Annotated in this window: 15 protein-coding genes; 8 read left to right on the top strand and 7 right to left on the bottom strand. The window is 41.1% G+C overall.

All coding sequences use genetic code 11. The features are described from left to right. Window positions 1–279: 279 nt before the first annotated feature. On the top strand, window positions 280–834 hold the full coding sequence (locus V7L31_RS31600) for a hypothetical protein (RefSeq protein WP_334699888.1): 555 nt from the start codon (window positions 280–282) through the stop codon (window positions 832–834). 8 nt (window positions 835–842) lie between these two features. On the opposite strand, the gene V7L31_RS31595 is transcribed toward V7L31_RS31600, so the two are convergent. The 4 genes from V7L31_RS31595 to V7L31_RS31580 form a co-directional block, all read right to left on the bottom strand. Then, window positions 843–1,988: a histidinol-phosphate transaminase gene (locus tag V7L31_RS31595; protein WP_334699898.1), complete on the bottom strand. Its 1,146-nt coding sequence runs from the start codon at window positions 1,986–1,988 to the stop codon at window positions 843–845. A gap of 105 nt (window positions 1,989–2,093) precedes the next feature. Beyond that, window positions 2,094–2,735 (bottom strand): YqiA/YcfP family alpha/beta fold hydrolase, encoded by a 642-nt coding sequence (locus tag V7L31_RS31590; protein WP_334699887.1) that lies wholly within the window; start codon window positions 2,733–2,735, stop codon window positions 2,094–2,096. 76 nt (window positions 2,736–2,811) lie between these two features. Next, window positions 2,812–4,188, bottom strand: coding sequence for a glutathione-disulfide reductase (gene gor, locus V7L31_RS31585; RefSeq protein WP_334699886.1), 1,377 nt, complete (start codon window positions 4,186–4,188; stop codon window positions 2,812–2,814). 218 nt (window positions 4,189–4,406) lie between these two features. After that, window positions 4,407–5,669, bottom strand: coding sequence for a FecR family protein (locus V7L31_RS31580; protein ID WP_334699885.1), 1,263 nt, complete (start codon window positions 5,667–5,669; stop codon window positions 4,407–4,409). 664 nt (window positions 5,670–6,333) lie between these two features. Between V7L31_RS31580 and V7L31_RS31575 the strand changes: the two genes are divergently transcribed. Next, window positions 6,334–7,494, top strand: coding sequence for a hypothetical protein (locus V7L31_RS31575; protein ID WP_334699884.1), 1,161 nt, complete (start codon window positions 6,334–6,336; stop codon window positions 7,492–7,494). Window positions 7,495–7,541: 47 nt separating this feature from the next. Here V7L31_RS31575 and V7L31_RS31570 read toward each other — a convergent pair whose 3' ends face one another. Continuing rightward, a complete protein-coding gene (locus V7L31_RS31570; protein WP_334699883.1) occupies window positions 7,542–8,363 on the bottom strand; it encodes a sulfurtransferase in 822 nt (273 codons plus the stop codon). 204 nt (window positions 8,364–8,567) lie between these two features. Here V7L31_RS31570 and V7L31_RS31565 point away from each other — a divergent pair, with 204 nt between their 5' ends. The 6 genes from V7L31_RS31565 to V7L31_RS31540 all read left to right on the top strand — a co-directional run bounded on the left by V7L31_RS31565 (window position 8,568) and on the right by V7L31_RS31540 (window position 15,632). Beyond that, complete coding sequence (locus V7L31_RS31565) at window positions 8,568–9,491, top strand: tRNA (5-methylaminomethyl-2-thiouridine)(34)-methyltransferase MnmD (protein WP_334699882.1); 924 nt, start codon at window positions 8,568–8,570, stop codon at window positions 9,489–9,491. Between the two features lie 192 nt (window positions 9,492–9,683). Then, window positions 9,684–9,809: a hypothetical protein gene (locus tag V7L31_RS31560; protein WP_334699881.1), complete on the top strand. Its 126-nt coding sequence runs from the start codon at window positions 9,684–9,686 to the stop codon at window positions 9,807–9,809. A gap of 425 nt (window positions 9,810–10,234) precedes the next feature. Next, complete coding sequence (locus tag V7L31_RS31555) at window positions 10,235–11,479, top strand: response regulator (RefSeq protein WP_334699880.1); 1,245 nt, start codon at window positions 10,235–10,237, stop codon at window positions 11,477–11,479. Window positions 11,480–11,667: 188 nt separating this feature from the next. Further along, the gene (glmU, locus tag V7L31_RS31550; protein WP_334699879.1) at window positions 11,668–13,017 is read left to right on the top strand and encodes a bifunctional UDP-N-acetylglucosamine diphosphorylase/glucosamine-1-phosphate N-acetyltransferase GlmU; all 1,350 of its coding nucleotides are present in this window, start codon (window positions 11,668–11,670) and stop codon (window positions 13,015–13,017) included. Window positions 13,018–13,673: 656 nt separating this feature from the next. After that, the gene (locus V7L31_RS31545; protein ID WP_334699878.1) at window positions 13,674–14,636 is read left to right on the top strand and encodes an ABC transporter permease; all 963 of its coding nucleotides are present in this window, start codon (window positions 13,674–13,676) and stop codon (window positions 14,634–14,636) included. A 42-nt stretch (window positions 14,637–14,678) separates the two neighbouring features. Beyond that, entirely contained in the window at window positions 14,679–15,632 is a 954-nt protein-coding gene (locus V7L31_RS31540) for an ABC transporter permease (protein ID WP_334699877.1), read from the top strand. A 197-nt stretch (window positions 15,633–15,829) separates the two neighbouring features. Here V7L31_RS31540 and V7L31_RS31535 read toward each other — a convergent pair whose 3' ends face one another. Both V7L31_RS31535 and V7L31_RS31530 read right to left on the bottom strand, forming a co-directional pair. Continuing rightward, on the bottom strand, window positions 15,830–17,575 hold the full coding sequence (locus V7L31_RS31535; RefSeq protein WP_334699876.1) for a peptide ABC transporter substrate-binding protein: 1,746 nt from the start codon (window positions 17,573–17,575) through the stop codon (window positions 15,830–15,832). A gap of 368 nt (window positions 17,576–17,943) precedes the next feature. Beyond that, window positions 17,944–18,549, bottom strand: a complete 606-nt coding sequence (locus V7L31_RS31530) for a nitroreductase family protein (protein ID WP_334699875.1) — start codon at window positions 18,547–18,549, stop codon at window positions 17,944–17,946. Between the last annotated feature and the right edge of the window lie 265 nt (window positions 18,550–18,814).

The raw sequence follows: 18,814 nt of genomic DNA, 5'->3' as shown, positions 1-18,814 counted from the left end.
TTAAAAAAATAATCAGTTGATCATAATAACTTTGTAATTAAGATATTCATCTTTATAAAAACTTTAAGAAAACACTCCTAGAGTTTACAGACAAATCTAGTTATATCTCATAAAATATAATCACTCAATTGCTGAAACAACGTCTATACACCGCTGTTTTGGCTAATTTTGCTAAAAAACTCTTGATAATAAAAGACATTCAAAAACCTGATTTGACACAACACTTATTTAAGTTTTGAAGTGCATACTACTACCACATTCGTTGAAACTTTAAAAAACATGGATAGCGAACAGCATCAACGCTATCAGAAGTCTATGGTATCAACTTATTACCCTGAAACAAGTTTCCTTGATTCTATTGTCATGTCAGATGGAACTGAGCAGTCACAAGGCTCGGATATCCTTACGCGTTTGCATAGCGGAGAAGTTTTTATTGTCAATAGTCGTAGGAGAAATGGATTACTACTCTTTAAACGGTACCATGCAGAGTTTGCTGGGCCTGGGGCTGCTGTGGGTGGGGATTACGATTGTGATTGCCAAAGGGCACTGCCTATAGGTAATCTGTCTTTATTAACTCCCGAATCTAATGAAGAACGTCAGAAAGCTTACTTGATTAGGCGACAGTGGATTCGATTAATCAAACAAATAACTGAAAATCCACTGCCTGGGCAGCGTGTTCAGAAGATTCTCGATCAATTTGAACAATACTTTCCACCAGAAATAGTGGCTCTTTTACCGGATATTGCCTTTGCTCTTTTGGTGGGTGTACTGCCACAAACAGTAGGAATAGTACGCCGTTTGGGCAGTGATATGAACAGCAAGTCTAATTACTGAGTGAATTTCTAAGATTTCAAATTTGCCAAAGCGGCTTGGACTCGATTTATGGTGCGAGCGTTTTCCTCTGTGGTTCCGACGGTAATTCGCAATCCTCCGCTAATGTGTCTCACGAGAGTACCCAGCGTCCTAAGTTTCTGGTGGAAAGTTTTTAATACAGCATCTTGTGAACTAAAGCTATTTGCTTGAAGACGCAGGTAAATAAAGTTAGCAGCACTTGGGCTAATTTGTAGTTCTGGTTGCTGGGATAGAATTTCGATGAGTTTGGCTCGTTCGCTCAGGGTTTGAGGAATTGATTCCAGCAAGAGTGTACGGTTTTGTAAACCAACTAATGCTGCTGCAATGGAAAAGCTAGGGAGATTGTAAGGTAAGCGAACTTTTTCTAAGATGGCGATCGCTTCTGTATGAGCAACGCAATAACCAACACGGAGAGATGCTAACCGGAAGGCTTTAGAAAAAGTACGTAATATTATCCAATTAGGATGCTGTGCTAATTCATCTACTAAGGTAGTTTGGCTGAATTCAAAATAAGCTTCATCAATTACTACCAAAATATGCTCTGGCAAACTTCTTAACCATGTCAACTCTGCCGCAGTTAAGCTGTTGGCAGTCGGCGAATTGGGATGTACTACGAAAACTACGCGAATGGGGGGATTTTGAGTTTCTTCGATCGCAGACTGTGCAGCTTTTAAGTCAATTTCAAAATTTGTTTCATTTCTCCCCACCGTCACTACAGGAATGCCTAAAGTTTGTGCCAAAATCCCGTACATAGAGAAAGTGGGATTGGCAACGAGAATTGAACCTTCTCCTCCTAGACAGGTGGCGATTAATAAAGAGCGAATAATTTCATCTGAACCATTACCAACAGAAATATTGCCAGCAGTAAATGATGATGAGAGAGCAGCTGATTCATTGACATACTGTGCGATCACATCCTTAAGTGTTTCATGTCCACCATCGGGATAACGATTTGTTTCAATTACTTGCTGATATGTCCACGCCAGCTTCTCTTTTAACTCAGATGGTAAATCGTAAGGGCTTTCATTTGTATCTAACCGATCAAACTGTGTGGGGACAGAATTGGCTGTATCGCTGCTGGGGTGAGGTTTATAGGCGGTGAATTGGGCTAAATCTGACCGGATGAAGGAAAGCATAGTTTTAGTCATTAGTCATTGGTCATTAGTCATTGGTCATTAGTAACTAACAAAGGACAAATGACTCAAAATATTAGTTATATGTGAGTCTAATATTTTACAGCTTTAAGGTAATTGGCAAAAGAGGTGAATTGCCTGCCAAATTTCTTCCATAACATTACCCAAGGCGTGGTCACTGTCGAGTTCGACTAACTCCACCCAAGGACGAGAACGCGCAAAGTCACGACTAGCTTCGATTGGAATGACTTCATCATTTTTGCCGTGCAAAATTAGCGTGGGGATAGGATGTTGCAAAAGTTTTTCTTGGTATTGAGCAGCATCTATGACGAAATCGTAACTTAAAGGAATTAATCGCTTTTCCCCGTAGTGATAGACCATGATATATTTTTCTTGCTGCCAGCGCTGTACTTCTTCATCCCCTAACTTGGGCAACCAATGGGATAAAAACCCAAAAGCTGGTGCTAGCAAAACTAAGCGTTGCACTTGTAAATTTTGCTGTCCCAAGTGGGCGGCAGTCAAACCACCCAAACTTGAGCCAATCAGCGTTACTGGTGTAGAATCATTGTTGAATTCTGCGGCAACTTGAGCGATTTGACGAGTGATTGTCAACTGGGAAAAATCGCCAGCATTGAGATCGGGAATTTTCAGCTTTGTGTGAATTTGAGTAAAGCGATCGCTTATATCCCGCGCTTTGGCAGAATGAGGGCTAGAAGCAAAGCCGTGTAAATATATATATTGAGTAGGCATTCAAATTTTCACATTAGGATCATCCCTAGTCATTGGTCATTGGTTTTAGACAAATGACTAAGGACAAATGACATACTTACCGCATTGTGACAAATTCCTCTGCGGATGAGGGATGGATACCCACGGTGGCATCAAAGTCTTTTTTAGTTGCGCCCATCTTGACTGCGATCGCTACACCTTGGATAATTTCAGCTGAACTTTCACCTACCATGTGAGCGCCTATAACTTTATCGGTGTTGCTATCAACCACCAACTTCATCATTGTCTTTTCTTGCTTACCAGTCAAACTATAGTACATGGGGCGAAAACGAGTGCGAAAAACTTTTACGGCATCACCTAGTTTTTCCCGTGCTTCGGCTTCTGTCAAGCCGACTGTCGCGGCTTCTGGGCTAGAAAATATGGCTGTGGGAACAGTTGCGTGACTGAATTCGCGGCGGTTATTCCCGAACTCGCTATCGGCAAAGGCGCGACCTTCGCCAATGGCCACGGGAGTTAAACTGATTCGGTCGGTGACATCGCCAACAGCAAAGATATTCGGTTGACTAGTTTGACTATATTCATTAACTGCGATCGCATTTGTGGTAGGATACCCAGGCCCTTCGATAGAGCTAGCCACAACATCAACCCCAGCATTTTTTAAACCTAATCCATCTACATTGGGAGTTCGACCAGTCGCTACTAAAAACATATCGGCAATTAGTGGTTCTTGGTCATCTCCTGATAAAGTTAGTTTCAACCCTTCTGGGACACGTTCAATTGCTTTCACCACATTATTCTTAATCAAGCGAATTCCGTGGTTCGTCATACCCTCTTCAATTTCTGTACGGATATCCTCATCAAATCCCTTCAAAATCTTTTCACCTCTGGTAATTTGTGTCACCTCCGAACCCAAACCGCGCATAATACAAGCAAATTCTGTGCCGATATAACCAGCGCCAATAATAACGATGTGTTTTGGTTGTTCTTTGAGATGAAAGATTTCGTTAGAGGTAATGCCATGTTCCATTCCTGGTAAATCTGGCTTAACAGGACGCCCACCAACAGCAATTAAAATTTTGTCTGCTGTAATTTTGCGGCCATCAACTTCTACTGTGTGGGGGTCTACTAATGTGGCGCGACCAGAAATTAGTGCCACTCCGGCTTTTTCTAAGAAGCTGATATGTAGTTGCGACAGTCGCCGAACTTCTTTATCTATAGATGTAATGAAATATTCCCAGTCAAACTCTACATTACCCACTTTCCAGCCATAGCCTGGAGCTTCACTGAATAGTGCAGGAAAGTGAGAACCATAGACCATGAGTTTTTTGGGAACGCAACCGCGAATTACACAAGTGCCACCAACTAAATCATATTCAGCGATCGCTACTTTTGCGCCGTAGCTAGCCGCTCGTTTGGAAGCCGCCAAACCTCCCGAACCCGCACCAATTACAAACAGGTCGTAATCAAAAGTCATAAATTTATGTTCTCTCTAGCAAAAAGTTAGTTCCTGGGAACTTACACACAGAATCTAATGGAACTTATATAAGGATATCTGGTGAATCCCGTGTAAGTCCTGTCCTTGATTAATCTAGCGTTAGCAGATGCTATCTGGTCGTAGGGAATATCACTTTTTGCTTTAGTGGCTGTAGAGACAGTAGCTAACACTTGTTATTAATTCTGTCCCTAGCGCGTTTATGTGGTTGGTCTTTTCGGTGTCGGCTCTACTGGAGGTGGAGTAGGAACTACAGGAGGTGTTGTTGGCTCTACTGGAGGTGGAGTAGGAACTACAGGAGGTGTTGTTGGCTCTACTGGAGTTGGAGTAGGAACTACAGGCGGTATTGTTGGTTCTACAGGAGTTGGTGTAGAAACTACAGGCGGTATTGTTGGTTCTACAGGAGTTGGTGTAGGAACTACAGGAGTTGGTGTAGAAACTACAGGAGGTGGTGTAGGAACTACAGGAGTTGGTGTAGAAACTACAGGAGGTGGTGTAGAAACTACAGGAGTTGGTATAGAAACTACATTATTATTCTGGGTACTTACATTATTATTGTTACTATTTCTCCCAGATCGCCGCTGCTCAGTATTTGATAGGACTTGTCCTATATCCCCAAATAAATTTAATAGTGAATCATCTTTAATAGGGTCTACTGAGGAATTGTCTGTAATAATATCGTCGGTAGAGGAAGTTGAAGTACTAGTAGTTAGGTCAGCAAAAGATGGGTTTTCAACTACTCCCTCACCTCTTATCGGCGTCTGTGCGTTCAAAGCTGCAACAGTTTCAGCTTGAACACTAGCGATCGCCGGGTCGGCTGTAGGTGTAAGATTTTGCTTAGTTAAATCAAGCCCCCGCACCATATCGCTGGTTTCATAAAAATTTCTGAGATCAAAATCGTATAAACCCTGAAATTTGCCTTTCACTATAACTATCATCTGTCCTGCTTGCAGCACTTGAGTTTGAGAAGCTTCTTTATTAGAAACTTCAATGCCGCTATTGGTCAGCGCCCCCACAATTGTGGTATCTGTTTCTCGGTTGTAGCGTACAAATAATGCTGAACCACGAATTGCTGCTGCTGCACTTGGCGTTTGTATAAGTGTTTGTCCCCTTCCAGGTGGAATCAGTAGCAATGCAGTTCCGTTTGACAGTCTAAAGCTGCGAGTATTTGGTAAAAATTGAAATATAGCCTGTTCCCCAACTCGTGCTAAAGAGCCGTCGTTAAAGCGCAAGTCTGCTAAAGAAGCCCGACCGGTTGACAAACCATCACCAGGAGTCATTGCATCTGATTTGCGTGCAGGACGTTTCTGGTCTCTATTTCTAGGTATCAGTTGTACTAAGTTGCGGAGGCTCTGAATCTCTGCTCGCGTCAGAGGAGTTATGGCTTTTACCTGATTTGGGAAAGGCAATACTATAATTCCCCATAAAGCAATTACTAATAGTGGAAACGATTTATAAAACATAGTTTGATAATTTGCGAACTTCAACTAGTACCAAAACAGTTAAAGGTTTAAGGTAGTGCTAAATTGTTATCTAGCAATCCAATTTGATTTTTGAACTTAATTTGTGTAAATAGGGAGTCGGGAATCAGGCTTTTTGAGTTGCACGGAGTTTTTTAAAAAATCAGATAGAAGTCTTGTAGAAAGTTTTTTTAGGTAAACTTATCTGGATTTGAATATACATTTACATACATAAAATAAATCATAAATAAACTATATGTTTAGTTTCTTAAAATTTTTATTCCGAAACTGACATTGTGTGCATTAAAGTCTGTGGAAGATTTAAAAGCTAGTAATTGATATAAATAATCAAATCAGGAGTAGCTTACAGATAATCCTTTCTAATTAGATCAGCCACAGAGTCATTAGTTATTTAAGACAAGAAGTTGCTACGGATATGTTGTGAAATTACTCACTAATCGTATTTGATTAAATCCCATCAAAAATTTTCTCGGAATATCTCAGTTTTGTAGAGAAAATCCGGGAGAAAATCTGAAAACCAGCAATTTTAGTTTGTAAATTAAGTATATACCTACAAAGCTCAGATAGATGCACTCAATTGTATCTTTTGAGTCGGAACTTCCGATACAGCTTGTGGGACTACATTTGCCAAATGCGATCAAACCAGATGCGACTCAAGAACTGGAAGAATTTGTTTTTTTGTATTTTGTTAGCGTCCACTGGTGGAAGCTGTTGTTGCATTCGAGTAGATGCGGCAGAACCGACAAGTACGTTAAATCTGGCACAGCAAAAACTAGAAACTACTCAAACCCCAGGCCAAACCAAAGAACCTGAAGATACTCAAAAGCAAAATGATCCGCCACCGCTAGAATCGCAGCCAAGTAATTTGCCTACTTCCGACTCAAAAGAGCAAATATTAAATACGCCGGAGATAAATCAGTCTCAAAGGCTAGAGAGGCTAATGCAGCTGCTACGATCGCCAAAACGGCCACCTAAGTCCGATCGCGATCGCGAATTAGGGTTACGAGTGCGGTTACTACCCCTAGAACAGCAGCCACCACCACCGAAAGAACAACCCGTAGTTAAATTTAAACCTATCGGCTATCTACAGGCCCATGTCGGCTACTTCCAGACAAGTAACATTTTTTCGTCAAATGATAGTCCCATCGAAGATGGTTTAATTTTTTCTGGACTGACACTAGCCTCAGCGTATTTCCCTTTGGGATCTAAGACTTATTTAAACGGTTCAATTGATGGCAATCTCATTCGTTATATAAATCAGTCACAATATCATTACAACCAAGTAAGATTTAATCTCAGTATTTACCAGCAGTTATCGCGGCGAATGTACGGAGAAATCAGTTGGAGCAATCAACAGTTATTTTATGCCAACAACAGCGATCGCCTCGATAGCTTCAAAGCAGGCGATCGCTTTTTAAATGAGAATTCCCTACAACTGTCTTTAGGACGGCGAGATCCCTTAACTCCAAGATTAACCCTAGATAGCTTCTACGAATTTAGTGTAAATTTTGCCGATCCCCAAAGTCGTAATCGGATCATCAATTCCTTTTGGGTTTCTCTAAACTACTACTTGCAAAAGCCTCTCCAGGTTGGTATTGACTGCCAAATGAACTTATCAGACTTTACCCAGCGCGATCGAGAAGACGAATTTTATCGATTATTTGGCCACTTAAATTACCAAATATCCGATACCGTTAATATGAATATGCAGGCTGGAGTAAGTTTCGGTAGTTCAACCGCCGAAAACATTGATTTTGATGGCTGGTTCTTCAGTATTAATTACAATTTCCAATTAGGTCGCTTTTGAGAAGAGTTTGGAGTTTTAATTCTTAACTTCTAACTCCTAACTCATAACTATAAATAAGAAATCCAATCACTCCAACTGCCAGCATAAAGTTTACCCTTGCTAATGCCAGCTAATTCTAGAGAAAGTAAATTCACACAAGCAGTAACGCCAGAACCGCAATAAACCAAGATTTCTTCGGCTGTTTCTAGCTTTTCCCAGCGACGACGTTGTTCTTCTTGAGGGAGTAGGTAGCCAGAAGAGTCTGTAACTTCTTGCCAAGGATAATTGACTGCACTGGAAATATGCCCAGCAATTTTATCAATTGGTTCTCGTTCTCCTCGGTAGCGATCGCTCTCTCTCGAATCTACCAATACTACCTCATCGCTGTCTTTCCGGCTTTTCACCTCTGTAATATCTACCACTTTTTCTGTTTGTACTTGGGCTACAAACTCACCCTTTCGGGGATGAGGAATAACATCTGTAACAGAATACCCAGCTTTTTGCCATCCAGCAAAGCCGCCATCCAGTACTGCTACTTGCTCATGTCCAAGATAGCGCAACAGCCACCATAAACGAGCCGCAAAAGCAAAGCGCGAATCATCATAAGCTACAACTAAAGTTTTTTGGTAATCTACCCCAATTGCTGCCAATTTGTTAGCTATATCATTGGGATTAGGTAAAGGATGTCTCCCGCCATGCTTACCCACTGGACTAGAAAGATCCTGATTCAAGTCTAAGTAATACGAACCTTCTATATGACTCCTTTGATACTGCTGTTGTCCTAGTTGTGGATCGGCTAAAGAAAAGCGACAATCCACAATAACAACTTGCGGATCTTCTAGATGTTCAAACAGCCAATCTGGTGAAACAAAAAATTGAGTATTGGGCATAGGGCATTGCTTAACAATTCAAAATTAAAAATGACGCTCTCTACGAGACGCTGCGCGTAGCTTGCTTCCCCGCAGGGGTACGCAGACTCGGTAACGCTGCGCTAACAAAATTCAAAATTAAAGACATTTCAGATGGGGATTTAGCGAGAAACGCGGTCTTGGGCTTTGCCCAAGTGGAGGGTAATTATTTAGTTTTTTTGTCAGATGTCAGACTTAGAAAATTTTACACCTAAGCTAACAGCAGATGGTTCTTTCACCTTTGTCTCTCAAGAGTTTGGTGAATCTTTTCACAGCCATCATGGAGCTATGCAGGAGAGTTTTTGCAAGTTTGTGGAACCTACTCAACTAGCTACAGCCGCTCAAAAACCAGTCTTGCGACTATTGGATGTTTGTTATGGTCTAGGATATAACACAGCTGCGGCTTTGCAGACAATTTGGGCAGTGAATCCTAGTTGTTGTGTTGAAATAATTGGTTTAGAACTGAATCCAGCAGTGCCACAAGCGGCGATCGCTCATCACTTATTCGATAATTGGAACTATAACTATATTGAAATTTTAAAAAAGCTAGCTTGTGAGCATCAAGTGCAAACGCCTTACCTGAAAGCAAAGCTACTAATTGGCGATGCCAGAAATACAATTGGGCTAGTACATCAATCGGGTTTCTGGGCAGATGCAATTTTCCTCGATCCCTTTTCACCACCTCAATGTCCTCAATTATGGACTGTTGAATTTATTAAACAAGTGTCATTGTGTTTACATCCAGATGGTTTGTTAGCCACTTATTCTTGTTCTGCTGCTGTACGCACAGCACTTTTGTCTGCTGGCTTGGCGATATATTCTACCCCACCGGTGGGAAGGCGATCGCCTGGTACTATGGCAACACATTCTCAGATTGCTGAGTCTAAAAACCATTCAGCACTTACAACTCTCTCGCAAGCTGAAAAAGAACACTTACTAACTCGTGCTGCTATTCCCTATCGCGATCCTCAATTGAGTGATCCAACCGAAGTAATAGTGATGCGGCGACAACAAGAGCAACAAGCCTCTTGCCTGGAATCTACCTCCCGTTGGCGAAAAAGGTGGCTGTTGGGAACACAAGGCAGGGATTTTATGGGAAATAGTTTGTAGTTTGGTTGCGATGTTTTCGTCCGCCGGGAATTGAAATTCCCGTCTCATAGCTAAAAGTCATCTGAAGATGACTAAATATCGCTAAAAATCTCCGTCTACTTCAGTAGACTTTAGCTATATTAGCCCGAAAATTTATTTCCGGGCGGGTATGGAAGCCAATAGATAAGCTATTTCCAGCTGAAGTTGACACCTATGATCAATGCTGTTGCTCCTACTTACCTGAAAATACCTGTAATTCCAGAAAATTTAGATATTTTTGCCAAAATTTCTGATTTCGTTTCCAGATACTTAGGTAGCAAGTTTTTACGAGCCAAATAGCTTGATTGTATGATAGTATTCAAGATCACATCCGGCTCAACAGTACTTGAGTATTGCTATAAATAAGTAAGTAAAAACATATATACCTAATGATTACCATAAAAATTTGAAGCTCAAAACCCGATATCTGGCATAGAACAGGCAAATATAAAGCTTTATAACGCCACTAGGTTAAAAAATCTCCGTAAAAAACCTGATTTAACATTTGTGCCGATTCATCATACTGGAATTAGAAGCAAAAAATGTGACAACAAGATACACCTTGTTCGTAACATAAAAGATACATGCTGCGAAAAACTTAGATAGGCAGCTTGACATCATGCATAATCTATATCGAAACTCTGGCTCAGATACAGTCGAATCTTAAATTTGTTTGTTGTTGAAATCTGACACTGTTAACTTGTGCAAAAACCTGGAGTGCCTTTGTGATTCAATGGAAATCCAACCATACAGGCTTTACAGAACAAATTGTTAGTGGGTCAAACCCCATTAGCATAGTGAAGAGTATCGGTTCAAATCATGCCGTAGGGTCGCAAAATGCGGAGAGTTCTTTAGGCTTATCTCAAGAAGACCTGATATTTGAAGATAGTCAAGCAGCGCCTTCTTGGATCAAAGCTGATGTTAATTGTGGTGATAGTTTATTAGTCTCTAGAACACTACAAGCTAAAGGTTCTAAGGTGAATGGGTTTGATTTAGATCCGCCAAAAGTTTTAGTCGTTGACGATCATGCCGCCAGTCGGATGACTGCTGTTGCCCTCTTGGGGATGGAAGGATACGAAGTGATTGAGGCGGACAGTGGTTCTATTGTTGTGGGATTGGTAACTCAAAAACAACCAGATTTGATTTTGCTGGATGTGATGATGCCAGGAATGGATGGATTTGAAGTGTGCCAATTGCTCAAACAGGATGACCAAACTAGGCTAATCCCGGTGATTTTTATTACAGCGTTAAATGACAGGCGATCGCGCATTCGGGGAATTGAAGTTGGGGCAGATGATTTTCTCACTAAACCCTTCGATCGGGTGGAACTAGCGGCGCGTGTAAAGTCCTTAGTACGGCAGAAGCGTCTAAACGAAGATTTAGACCATGCCGAACAAGTACTATTTTCCATTGCTATGTCTATTGAAAGTCGCGACCCAAATACGGGCAACCATTGTGAACGCCTAGTACAACTAGGACAAGTTTTTGGTGAATATCTCAGCCTGTCACGCTACCAAATTCGAGATTTAAGGTGGGGTGGTTATCTCCACGATATCGGTAAAGTTGGTATTCCTGATGCAGTGCTGCTGAAAAAAGGCGAACTCACCTCTGAAGATTGGCAGATCATGCAGCAGCACGTTTTGATTGGAGAAAAAATCTGCCAGCCATTACGCAGTATGCGGGGTGTAATTCCCATTATTCGCCATCACCACGAACGTTGGGATGGCTCAGGCTACCCTGATAGACTCCAGGGGAATGATATTCCCTATCTGGCACAAGTATTTCAGTTAATTGATATTTATGATGCCCTAACCAGCGAACGACCTTACAAAAGAGCTTTTCCTTCAGCAGAAGCACTTTCGGTAATGCAAAAAGAAACTGATTCCGGTTGGCGTAATCCCAAACTAATGGAGCAGTTTGTAGAGTTTATTCGCTCCTGTCAAGGAAAAATAATAGAGAGTAGAGAGTAGGGGATAATAATTTGTCGTTACTGTGTAATGAGTGCGAAATAGTATTATAATTTCCAACTTTTACCAAAGCAGTTGTTTTGACTACTTTGATATTTTACTCTTCTATGATTAGCTGGTATGATTTGAACCTATATTTTAAAGTACCAAAAGCATTAATTATAATTTCACTGATAGCTAATAGCTAATTTATGGTAGTTGTAGCAATTTTAGCAGCAGGACGCGGCACACGGATGAAATCACGCTTACCCAAGGTTTTACATTCTTTGAGTGGGCGATCGCTAGTAGAGAGAGTTCTCGAAAGTGTACAACCACTTGCGCCCTCACGGCGAATCGTGATTGTGGGATATCAGTCCGAAGAAGTGCAAGCCGCCATGCATTCAATTCCCAACTTGGAGTTTGTCGAACAGACTGTGCAACTGGGAACAGGTCATGCTATCCAGCAATTACTTCCTCACTTGGAAGATTATACCGGGGATTTGCTGATACTTAACGGCGATTTACCGTTAATACGTAGCGAAACCCTCAAGCAGATGTTACAAACTCATGCCCAAAATCAGAATGCTGCCACCATTCTTACCTCGCACGTACCCGATCCCACAGGCTATGGACGCGTTTTTTGTAACGATGAAAATATTGTGCAGCAAATGGTCGAACACAAGGATTGTACTGCTGCTCAAAGACAAAATAACCGCATTAATGCTGGAGTTTATTGCTTCCGCTGGCCAGATTTGGCAAAGGTGCTTCCCCACCTACAGACAAACAATGCCCAAAAAGAATACTATCTCACTGATGCCGTGACTCAAGTCGGAAAAGTGATGGCAGTGGATGTGGAAGATTACCAAGAAATTCTCGGCATCAACGATCGCCTACAACTAGCAACAGCAGCCGAAATTTTGCAAAGACGAGTTAAGGAAAAATGGATGCTGGCGGGTGTCACGCTCATCGACCCCACAAGTATTACCATTGATGAAACCGTAGAATTACAGCCTGATGTAATTATTGAACCTCAAACTCACCTGCGAGGAAATACGGTTATTAAAACAGGAAGTCATATTGGGCCGGGAAGTTTCATTGAAAATAGCCATTTGGCTGAAAATGTTACCGTGCAGTATTCAGTGGTGACAGATAGCACTGTGCAGGCGGGAAGCCGAATTGGCCCTTATGCTCATTTGCGCGGTCACGTAGAGGTAGGTGCTGGTTGCCGTGTGGGGAATTTTGTGGAATTGAAAAATACGCAATTAGGCGATCGCACTAATGCAGCACATTTGTCATATATAGGTGATAGCGTTGTCGGCAATCAGGTAAATATTGGTGCAGGTACAATTACTGCCAATTATGACGGCGTGAAAAAACATCGTACCAAAATAGGCGATCGCACAAAAACTGGTGCCAATAGCGTTTTAGTGGCTCCACTAACCTTGGGAGATGATGTCTATATTGCGGCTGGTTCTACAGTCACAGAAGATGTACCTGATGATTCCCTGGTAATTGCCCGTAGTCGTCAAGTAGTGAAACCAGCTTGGAAGAAGAAAAGTTAGAAATGCAATTCTTCTTTCCACTTCAGCTTCGAGAAAATACCACGTTTTTTGACAGGCAACCGTAGTTTGCCTGTCATTTCTCCCTGATAATAATTCAGTTCAGATCAGCCCGAAACACTTGTAGAGACGGCGATTTATCGCGTCTTCTCTAGACCAATTATCTACACCGATAACCCTTAACTGAGCCGTATTGCCTCATAATGATTATTATTCCTATCAACAATTACAAATTATTTTGTTTTTTGTCTAAATCTCACTAATCTACCGTTGTTTTTAAAGATAAATTTTTTGTATCGGTGATGCTATCTTGCAAGTTTCTGATCTACTAAACTGAACAATAAAACTGGTTTTATCAGTTGTTCTGACTTTTCACGTCATGTGGAAAAGCCTAACCTCTAGCCCAATACGGTTCAGTTAAGGGTTATTGGCATAGAAAATTGGTCTTTCAGACGCGATTCATCGCGTCTCTACATGAGGGTTTTTGGCTTAACTGAAATGTATTGCCCTCTAGCCCCCGAACCGAAACGGGAAGGAGGAAAATTCAAAGTCTCTCTCCTTGTAGGAGAGAGATTTAGAGAGAGGTTTTCCAGATACCGTGAAAAGTCAGATCAGTTGTTCTCTCGTTTTTAAGAGTAAGGCAGATTTTGTAAGAGCTAATGAATAAATATTTAATTAATCGTCTACTAATTGCTATTCCCACCTTAATTGCCATTAGTGTTGTTATATTTACTATTCTGGCATTAGCACCCGGCGATCCAATGGGAGAATTTGCACTCAATCCCTCTATTACAGCTGAAGTTCGGGAAAATATTAGAATATCTTTAGGTTTAGACCAACCGCTCCATATCCGCTATATCAAATGGGTTACAGCTTTTATTAGTGGAGATATGGGCTATTCTTTTACTAGTCGTAGTCCGGTAATTGGTTTAATTCTGCAACGCTTACCCACAACATTATGGGTGGTTGGTTCTGCCTACCTTTTTGGCATACTGTTAGCTATTCCTTTGGGAGTAATTTCGGCTCTCAAACGTAATTCTCTGATTGATACAATTTTGACTACTTTAGTTTTTTTTGGGTTTTCTCTGCCAACATTTTTTACAGGCTTACTATTTATTATTATCTTCAGTATCCAATTGAAATGGTTGCCTTTTATCTATAACAGCACATTACAAGTGACAGATTGGCAGAGTTTTATCGCTCAAGTTAAACAATCGATTATGCCAATTTGCGTATTAGGAGTCTGGCAGACAGCAATGCTGATGCGCTTTGTGCGCTCAGAGATTTTAGAAAATATCCATCAAGATTATGTGCGTACTGCTTATGCTAAGGGTTTACCCAAATTTTTAGTTATCAATCGTCATGTTTTGCGGAATGCGTTAATTCCTGTAGTTACATTGGTAGCCTTGGATATTCCAAGTGTTTTTACAGGTGCTTTAGTTACAGAAAAAGTTTTTCGTGTTCCGGGAATTGGCGCTCTATTAATTGACTCTATTTATAAGAATGACACACCCGTTGTCATGGCAATTACTTTTATATATGCAATTTTAATTGTGATTTTTAATCTCGTTGCAGACATTCTCTATAGTTTATTAGATCCTCGTGTCAAATACACGAAGTAGCTAAACAATTAAAAATTAAACATGAATAAAAACTAGATACTTATGTTAAAACGATCGCCTAATCAAAGTTCAGAACTATCCAAGCTTTCAGTTTCTCCAACATCAACAAGTTTTGTTTCCAAGCCAGAAACGCCCACAAAAGAAGCATGGCGCAAGTTTCGTCGTAATCGTCAGGCGATGTTTGGTATTGTAGTCTTGCTGATTATAGTGTTAAGTATTTTGTTGGGGCCATTTATTTATAATATTCCCATCAACAAAATTGACTTTGCTAAATCTACTCTTGCTCCCAGTTGGGCGCATCCATTTGGTACTAATGATTTAGGTCAAGATATATTAGCAAGAGTATTGTATGGCGGACGAATATCGATCGCAGTCGGAGTTTTTTCGATGTCAGTAGCCATAACTCTCGGTACACTCATCGGCGCACTCTCTGGTTTTTATGGCGGCTGGCTGGATATTGCTTTGATGCGCTTGACAGATTTGTGTTTAGCTTTACCACGGCTACCATTATTATTACTGGTAATATTTTTGTTTCGAGATGCGATTAAAGCGATCGCAGGCCCAGAACTAGGTATATTTGTATTGATAGTACTGGTAATTGGTGGACTCAACTGGATGTCTGTAGCCAGATTAGTCCGAGCCGGTTTTTTGACAGTGCGGGAGTTAGAATTTGTCACAGCAGCACGCGCCCTTGGTGCTTCTCCTAGTCGATTGATTTGGATTCATATTTTGCCCAACGTGATTAGTCCAGTACTAGTTGCTGCTACTCTTTCAGTAAGTACTGCGATCGTTACCGAATCAACCCTGAGCTTTTTTGGTCTAGGTTTTCCCCCTGATGTCCCAACTTGGGGACGAATGCTTTATGAAGCGCAAAACTTTTTAGAATTTGCTCCCCACATGGTTATTTTCCCTGGTACAGCAATATTTCTCACCGTGCTAAGTATCAACTATATAGGTGATGCTTTACGAGATGCTCTCGATCCTCGATTATCGTAAAGGGAACTGGGGATTAATAGTCTGTCAATAAATAATTGATAGATAAATTTCCTGTAGAGACGGCGATTTATCGCGTCTTTCTAACCGTCAAAATGAATTTGACAGACCACTAGGAAAAAAGATTAAAAACACTATTTCTAAATCCCCATTACCCCTTATCCCCAGAGGGGGCCCCACCTTTCCCAATCCCCAGTCACTTACTGTAACCGCCAATCCTTAATATTCCAGGTACGATCATCCCAAGGTGTTGCATCTATACCAGTGAGTCTGTTACTTACTCCATTAACATTAGCGCGAGAAATTAGAGGAATCACAGCTTGCTCTTTAATTAACAAATCATTCATTTGAATAAATAATTGCCGACGTTTTTGTGGATCTAATTCTGTATTAGACTGTTGCCAAAGCTTGTCATATTCAGGGTTGCAGTAACGAGAACTATTCGGTTTCGACCAATTATTTTTCTTCTGAGGAATCTCATTACAAGTCCATGCCTTCAGATAAGTACCTGGGTCTGGATTACTATTGCCACCACTAAACATTTGCAAATCAGCGTTAAAGTGAGCAAGAGTATCTGGGTTAGCTGGGTCACTAGAAAAGAAAATACTTGAATCGATACTCTTGAGTTCTACCCCCACACCAATAGAGGCTAGAGATTGTTTAATGATTTCCTGCGTTTTCTGGCGGACTGGGTTGACAGAAGTCTGAAATAAAACCTTTAGTTCTACACCATTTTTATCCCGAATGCCATTGCCATTGCTGTCTTTCCATCCAGCTTCATCGAGCAAATCAGCAGCTTTTTTCAGATTAAATTCGTACTTGGTATTAGGCGAATTATAGATATCTGGTGCTACTAAGATATTTGTCACAGCACGGCCAGTTTGACCATATAACTGTTGGTTCATAGTGTCACGATCAATGGCATAATTAAAAGCCTGACGCACTTTCAAGTCTTTAAAAAATGGATGGGGAAACTCTAAGCTAGAACGTTCACCATCTTTTGTTTGCTTGTTAGGATCAGTCTGATTAATCGCAATCCGCTCCAAAAAAGAGCCGAAGCTGATATCTAATCTTCCTTTTCCCGCTGCCTCCAGCTGTTTAAGGATTGGAGCTTCTACTTGGAGATTCCAAGCAAAATCTACATCTCCAGTCTGCAATACGGCTCTGGCAGCAGAAACAGCATCCCCGCCACCTTTAAGTTCTACTCGCTTAAAGAAAGGTTTATTAGCTTCCCGAAAAAAGGAATTAGCTTCATAGATAACAATGTCACCAGGTTTGAAGTCCACTACTTTATAAGGCCCAGTACCAACAGGAATTAAATTAGCTGGAGCTTCCCTAGCTTTGCTACCGCTGTATGGCTCAAAGATATGACGAGGCAGGATTGGCCCATTGGAACCAATAAACGGCAGCGACCAAGCCGGGTTAGGATTTTGGAAATTGATTTTAACGGTGTAGTTGTTAATAGCTTCGACGCTTTTGATAGCTTGATAATTTGCAGCAGTAGTTGCACCTACTGCTGGATTACTAACAAATTGGTAAGTAAATACCACATCCGCAGCAGTGAAAGGTTTACCATCAGACCATTTGACTCCTTGTTTGAGTTTCCAAGTTACTGATTTACCATCTTTGGCGACTCCACCATTCTCTAAGGAGGGGATTTCTGCTGCTAGAAAAGCAACTAACTTACCATCTTTATCAAAGCTGGCTAGGGGTTCATAAGTGATTCGACTGGCTTCAAAGTCTTTGCTACCTTGAGCTAAATGGGGATTGAGAATAGTTGGTGCTTGCCAATAAAGAAGCCGTAAGGTACCGCTAGCAGCACTACTCGTCGCTGCTGGAGTAGAGGTAGTTGGAGATTCAGCCTTTGGGGTAGAACAAGCACTTAGCAATAAGATACTAAGCAACGACCCAGCAAAAATCTGACCCCTACTGAATTTATGATTCATAATTTTAGGGAACAAAAATAGTAAAACTATTGCTTGAAGAAGAATTCAGAAATCAGAATTCAGAAATCAGAATCAAGATGCGACACTCGAATACTCGCTATCGTGGACTCGCTAACGCTACGCTATCCGCCAGTCACACAAAATTCATTCTGAATTCTGACTCATGAATTCTGTTTTGATAATTTTTTAATCGTAGAGATGCGAAGTTTTCCCCAAGGGAGTTTCGCATCTCTACAACCTAATTAGGGAATTCCAAGAAATAAATTATCCAATATTGTGGGGTAGGCAACATGAGCGCCCAGTCTGTATGGCGGGCGAGACGCCCACCCCACAAGAATTAATTAGATATTTTTTTATTTGGAAGTCCCTTAATTATTCAATAAAGGTGAACTATTCCCCCACTGTCCAGTAAAGACAAATTCCTTTAAAGGTTTGCGGACACGGGCTGCTAGTTCTCGTTCGCGCAGTCCCTCAGAAAGAGTCTCTGGATCGCCAGGATAGCCAATTGTGACAACTGTGGCAGGTTCGTAGTCATCTGGAATTTGGTATAGTTCCCTGGCGCTGTCTGCATTAAATCCGGCTATTTGATGGGCAAACAAACCAAAAGAAGTTGCTTGGAGAATGAGGTTTTCTAATGCTAGACCAACATCATGAAAAGCGTGTCGATTTGTTTTGCCATCTTCAGAGCGGACTTTAGCAACAGCCAGGATTAGGACAGGAGCATTTTTCGCCCACCCTTGATTAAACTCAACCAGAGTACTGAGTAGACGGTTATATTCCGTCGGTTCGTCTTTGGTAGCGACAATAAAACTCCAAGGCTGATAATTGTAAGAAGAAGGGGCCCAACGAGCTGCTTCTAGCAGAGATAGAAGCTTATCTTGCTCTACGGGATGGTCGGCAAAGGCTCTAGGACTCCAGCGACTACGGATGAAGTCATGAACAGGATATTGCGTTTGTGCAAGTTTCTCAGTCATGTTAATGGATTTCCTCGTTTTTACTCGTAATGCACTACTGATTGCTCATAAATAGCCTTCAACGGCTGGCAACCGTCAAAAAAAGCTTTTTTCAGATAATGAAGTTTATACTACGATAAATCGATAGAAAATTAGTAGTTTATTTATATAAAAATTACGGTGCGTAAAATCAATAAAATAAACAAGTGCCGCCAATCTGGTGATTTTTACTTGAATCATGCAGAATTAATAAATAAAATCGGCATTAAAGTCGCATAATCAGGGC

The sequence above is a fragment of the Nostoc sp. genome (assembly GCF_036916655.1).
Taxonomy (GTDB): domain Bacteria; phylum Cyanobacteriota; class Cyanobacteriia; order Cyanobacteriales; family Nostocaceae; genus Nostoc.
Note: the sequence above shows the minus strand (reverse complement) of the source record. Positions and strands in the feature narration are given on the sequence as shown.

Coding starts and splice junctions, on each gene's coding strand:
- V7L31_RS31560 (WP_334699881.1), top strand. CDS start 9,684: ATGATCAATGCTGTTGCTCCTACTTACCTGAAAATACCTGTAATTCCA.
- gor (WP_334699886.1), bottom strand. CDS start 4,188: ATGACTTTTGATTACGACCTGTTTGTAATTGGTGCGGGTTCGGGAGGT.
- V7L31_RS31530 (WP_334699875.1), bottom strand. CDS start 18,549: ATGACTGAGAAACTTGCACAAACGCAATATCCTGTTCATGACTTCATC.
- V7L31_RS31590 (WP_334699887.1), bottom strand. CDS start 2,735: ATGCCTACTCAATATATATATTTACACGGCTTTGCTTCTAGCCCTCAT.
- V7L31_RS31575 (WP_334699884.1), top strand. CDS start 6,334: ATGCGACTCAAGAACTGGAAGAATTTGTTTTTTTGTATTTTGTTAGCG.
- V7L31_RS31595 (WP_334699898.1), bottom strand. CDS start 1,988: ATGCTTTCCTTCATCCGGTCAGATTTAGCCCAATTCACCGCCTATAAA.
- V7L31_RS31570 (WP_334699883.1), bottom strand. CDS start 8,363: ATGCCCAATACTCAATTTTTTGTTTCACCAGATTGGCTGTTTGAACAT.
- V7L31_RS31535 (WP_334699876.1), bottom strand. CDS start 17,575: ATGAATCATAAATTCAGTAGGGGTCAGATTTTTGCTGGGTCGTTGCTT.
- V7L31_RS31545 (WP_334699878.1), top strand. CDS start 13,674: ATGAATAAATATTTAATTAATCGTCTACTAATTGCTATTCCCACCTTA.
- V7L31_RS31600 (WP_334699888.1), top strand. CDS start 280: ATGGATAGCGAACAGCATCAACGCTATCAGAAGTCTATGGTATCAACT.
- glmU (WP_334699879.1), top strand. CDS start 11,668: ATGGTAGTTGTAGCAATTTTAGCAGCAGGACGCGGCACACGGATGAAA.
- V7L31_RS31540 (WP_334699877.1), top strand. CDS start 14,679: ATGTTAAAACGATCGCCTAATCAAAGTTCAGAACTATCCAAGCTTTCA.
- V7L31_RS31580 (WP_334699885.1), bottom strand. CDS start 5,669: ATGTTTTATAAATCGTTTCCACTATTAGTAATTGCTTTATGGGGAATT.
- V7L31_RS31565 (WP_334699882.1), top strand. CDS start 8,568: ATGTCAGACTTAGAAAATTTTACACCTAAGCTAACAGCAGATGGTTCT.